The 4,475-nt window shown below is 61.5% G+C and carries 1 protein-coding gene and 4 pseudogenes; 2 read left to right on the forward strand and 3 right to left on the reverse strand.

Annotated elements, in window-relative coordinates:
- Positions 1-118: 118 nt before the first annotated feature.
- Positions 119-535 (reverse strand): annotated as a pseudogene (locus tag EN874_RS32000) (IS481 family transposase); the annotation flags it as partial.
- A gap of 76 nt (positions 536-611) precedes the next feature.
- Here EN874_RS32000 and EN874_RS32005 point away from each other — a divergent pair.
- Positions 612-1,621, forward strand: a pseudogene (locus EN874_RS32005) (IS256 family transposase); the annotation flags it as partial.
- A 443-nt stretch (positions 1,622-2,064) separates the two neighbouring features.
- Here EN874_RS32005 and EN874_RS32010 read toward each other — a convergent pair.
- Positions 2,065-3,051 (reverse strand): IS110 family transposase, encoded by a 987-nt coding sequence (locus EN874_RS32010; RefSeq protein ID WP_348628729.1) that lies wholly within the window; start codon positions 3,049-3,051, stop codon positions 2,065-2,067.
- Between the two features lie 261 nt (positions 3,052-3,312).
- On the opposite strand from EN874_RS32010, the pseudogene EN874_RS32015 reads away from it, so the two are divergent.
- Positions 3,313-3,515, forward strand: a pseudogene (locus tag EN874_RS32015) (transposase); the annotation flags it as partial.
- A gap of 37 nt (positions 3,516-3,552) precedes the next feature.
- Here the strand turns inward: EN874_RS32015 and EN874_RS32020 are convergent.
- Positions 3,553-3,705: pseudogene (locus EN874_RS32020) on the reverse strand (IS481 family transposase); the annotation flags it as partial.
- Between the last annotated feature and the right edge of the window lie 770 nt (positions 3,706-4,475).

The raw sequence follows: 4,475 nt of genomic DNA on the forward strand, positions 1-4,475 counted from the left end.
TTTCCCTTGCCGGTGGAAGCCGCCTGGTTCGACGACTTGACCAACGTCACGCAGCAAGGGCATGCTGACGAACAGAGAGACCTTGACTGCAGGCTCCATTTCGTTCCGCGCTTAGGACGTTGTCGGTGAGGACGGCGTGGATCTTGTAGGGAACGGCCGCGATCAGGCGCAGCAGGAAGTCTCTCGATATGGCGGTGGTGGCCGTTTCCACGAAGGGGAACTTCGAGGTGCGATCAATGGCGACGAACATGTGCAGCTTGCCCTGTTCGGTGCGCACCTCGGCGACGTCGATGTGGAAGTAGCCGATCGGATGGCTCTTGAACTTCTTCTTCGCCGGCTTGTCACCTTCTACGTCCGCAGGCGGCTGATGCCGTGGCGCTGCAGGCAGCGATGCAGTGACGAGCGCGTCGTGTGGGATCGTCGCTTGTAAGGCGTAGAGGCAGTCATCGAGTGGCAACAGAGTGTAGCGCCGGAAGGGGACGATGACGGCCTCCTCCTCGGGCAAGAGCACCGTCGATCTAGGCTCTCTCGGACCGGTCGGCACATCGTCCACGGGACTGTCAGGAATTCTGTGCGCGAGGCCATGATGATGGAAAGGAGAGAATCATCACATGGCTATCGAGAAGGAACTTCTGGACCAACTGCTTGCCGGCCGCGATCCGAATGAGGTGTTTGCCAAGGACGGATTGCTCGACGACCTGAGGCGCTTTCGGAACGGATTCTGAACGCTGAACTCGACGAGCACCTCGAGGACGACCGCACCGACGGCAGCGCCAATCGCCGCAACGGCCATTCGAGGAAGTCGGTTCTGACGGGCACGTCGAAGATGACGCTGTCGATCCCGCGCGACCGGGCCGGGATCTTCGATCCGAAGCTGATCGCCAAATACCAGCGCCGCTTTCCCGATTTCGACGACAAGATCATCTCCATGTAGGCGCGCGGCATGACGGTGCGCGAGATCCGCGGCCATCTGGAGGAGCTCTACGGCATCGACGTGTCGCCGGAACTGATCTCGGCCGTCACCGACGCCGTCCTGGAGGAAGTGGCCGAGTGGCAGAACCGCCCGCTGGATGCGATCTATCCGCTCGTCTTCTTCGATGCGATCCGGGTCAAGATCAGGGACGAGGGCTTCGTGCGCAACAAGGCCGTCTACATCGCGCTCGGCATCCTGCCGGACGGCACGAAGGAGATCCTCGGCATTTGGATCGAGCAGACCGAGGGCGCCAAGTTCTGGCTGCGCGTCATGAACGAGCTGAAGAGCCGTGGCGTCGCCGACGTCTTGATCGCCGTCGTCGACGGCCTGAAGGGCTTCCCCGAGGCGATCAACGCCGTCTTCCCCCAGACCGTGGTCCAAACCTGCATCGTGCATCTGATCCGCCATTCGCTGGAGTTCGTGTCGTGGAAGGATCGCAAGCCGGTCGTGCCGGCGCTGCGCGCGATCTACCGGGCAAAGGATGCCGAAGCCGGCATGAAGGCCCTGGAGGAATTCGAAGCCGGCTACTGGGGCCAGCGGTATCCGGCGATCACCCAGAGCTGGCGGCGCAACTGGCAACACGTGGTGCCGTTCTTCGCCTTCCCCGAAAGCGTGCGCCGGATCATCTACACCACGGATGACATCGACAAGCGTGATTTCGGCTTTCTCGACTCCTGTGCGTTTATTTGTTCGGCTCAGGTGAGCGTGTTTCTTCGTCCCGGCCCACAGGATTTCCCATGCGAGCGTGTCGAGACGCAGTCAAGGCTGGCCGGTGCGATGGCGCCATGGCCGGCTGCGAGGTTTCCAGGCCACGCCTTGACTGCGTCGAGCACGGCGCCTTTCTGGAGTGGACCGGGGCGATGACTGTCGCACCGGGATATTTGCTTATGTTATGTTCGCCTGGCACGGACGACCACGTGGCAAAGAGCGGCGTGAGAGGATGAGAGCGCCGCCGCGCAGCCGTTATAGTCGTTCCTCGTTTGTGGCGTCCGTGCGCCGCTTCGGCCCTAGTGACCGCCAATGCCGAACCATCAGCTCGTAGGCACGTTCGGCATTCTCGGCCGCGGCTTTCTCGCTGTTTCGCAACTCCTTCACGTTGTAGGCGTAAGCCGAACCGCGGCGACCGACACCGCGCTCGCCCGGCGCGCCAGCCTTGAGAGCGAGCTGCCTCTGCTTTGCCGCCACCAGCGCCGGCGAGCCCAGAAGTAGTCCTGCTCCTTTGTCAGCAGATGCCAGATCAACACGGCGAGCTTGCGGGCGAGCGCCACGGCTGCGACCTGATGGCCGCGCTTGTTGCGGATGCGCAGGAAGAAAGCCCTGAGCGGTCCGGGCGCCTTCGCCGCCGCCCAGGCGGCCTCGACCAGCATGGCGCGGGCATGGGAACGCCCATGTTTGCTGATCCGGCCATATTGCGCCAAGCCAAGACCGGATTGACGCACACGAGGATTGAGGCCGAAGTAGCTCACCAGCTTCTGCGGTTCGCGGAACCGCCGGATGTCGCCGACGGCGGCGATGATACCGCTCGCGACGATGGCATTGACGCCGGTGATCGTCTGAAGACGCCGGACTTGCACATCATCAACCGCTTCCCGGGCGATCTCCCGATCGAGGTCAGCCAGATCCTCGGCCAGGCGGTCGATCTCGCGGATGTGGCGAGCGATAGCGGCCCGCTCGTCGTCGGGAAGCACCTGCCGCTCGAGCCAGGCGCGACCCCGACGGTTGAACAGATCGGCATGCGGGCACTTCGGCACGAGGTGCGCCTGCAGGAATCCATGCACCTCGTTCTTCACGCGCGTGCGATGCCGCACGACCTGGTTGCGCCGCGTGACGAAGCGGCGAAGCCGCTCCGTCCGCTCATCGGGAACCCAGACCGCCGGCAGAAAACCGCTGGCAATAGGGCGACAGAACCCGCACCACTGCCATGGCGTTGCCCGTAGCTTCGACGACAACCTCATCCATTCGTCGCAACTGCGGCCGAAGCCTTCCAGTCCCGAGCGGGTCATGTCGACCCGTCCGTGATGGCGCAGTTGGCCATCTTCCCAAACCACCACCTCCGCAAAGGTGCGGTGGATGTCCATCCCAATCACGCGTCTCATCGGCTCCTCCTCAAACAGTCGGGAGCCGGCGGGCGACGCGACACCTACGGATCCGCGCTCTCGGCGCAACCGGGCAGGTCGCAGGGGCGGCCAGCTACTAACGCGAGCTCGCAGCTCATCGAATACATCGGCCTGCCCGTACTTGGCGTGCTCCCGGTGCCCCTGTCCCGGATGGTCGCACCATACGCCGAAAGCCTTTCATCTCAGCGGGGATCAGGTGGCACCGTCATGACCATACCGGTTACGAACGCGATCGAGGCGCTGAACTCGAAACTGCGCCGCGCCGTCCGCACCCGAGGCCATTTCCCCAATGACGACGCGGCAATGAAACTGTTATATCTGGTCCTGAACCACGCGCCAAGGATTGGAAACGACCTCCGCGCGAGTGGTTCGAGGCCAAAACCCAGTTCGCCGTCGTCTTCGGCGAAAAGTTCGTCAGCCAATGACGAAACCGGCCTCGCGCACAGAATTCCTGACAGTCCCATCGGCCACCGAGGTCCGTTCCCGCCATTTGGCAACAGTCTTCTGGTTGATCCCGTACCGCTTCGCCAGCGCTCTCAGGCTCTCTTGACTATGCTGTATCGCTCGACGAACCGCCTCTGTCGTCGTGGCGCTCCCATGAAGAACCTGGCCCATAGCGCATCCTTTGATTCGGACGATGATGAACCATCAAAATCTGGGATCAAACATCTAGTTGGCCAGCCAATGGGCAAGATCGCACCGCACTTCGGAGAGGCAGTGCGGTCATACGTCCACTGCAGTAGTTTCGCAGTTTGCAGGAAATGCACTAGCATTATCATACCGCCTACACTCGCTTCTCGCCGAGGTGGCGGTGCCGCCACATCGTGGCCAGCGGCAAGCCACCAGATCTGGCAGTTACTAAAAAACGTTGAGAGACTATCTTCGACTCCTGTCAACGAACAACGGAGCACAAAACCCCGGCCACGCACGCGATATGAAGATGATTTGCCGTGCCGGCGGCCTGCGAACCGGCTGAACCGATTGACCCCAGAGCATGCAGCCTTTCCCGAAGGATCCGAATTGATTTTCCGGGAGTGGTGTCTGCCCACCGGGCAGAGACCGGCGGCCAAGGTAGAACGCCGCCCTAATCCACTTTTGCGGCTGTGATACAAACGAAATAGATTGATTGTGAGCGGTCGAAGAGAGGCAGCCCTTAAGCAGGTTCAAGATGTTAACCCAATGAAACTAATATTTCATAGGCTTGGACTTCACTCACACGGCCATCTCACTGCGAGATGTTAACAATACACAAACTGTGTTTGACGCAAACCACCCGGCAGTTGACCATCTAAGCACAACGACGGGAGCGGAGGAGAGGTAATGGCGAACACTCAGTCGAGCTTGGCGCCCGGGCTTCCTTTTAGCGAGGCGGAGTATAACCGTCG

This window comes from Mesorhizobium sp. M1D.F.Ca.ET.231.01.1.1, from assembly GCF_003999155.2.
GTDB lineage: Bacteria > Pseudomonadota > Alphaproteobacteria > Rhizobiales > Rhizobiaceae > Mesorhizobium.

Bases quoted from the DNA above. Each gene is read 5' to 3' on its own strand.
- EN874_RS32010 (WP_348628729.1), bottom strand. From the start codon at position 3,051: ATGGACATCCACCGCACCTTTGCGGAGGTGGTGGTTTGGGAAGATGGC.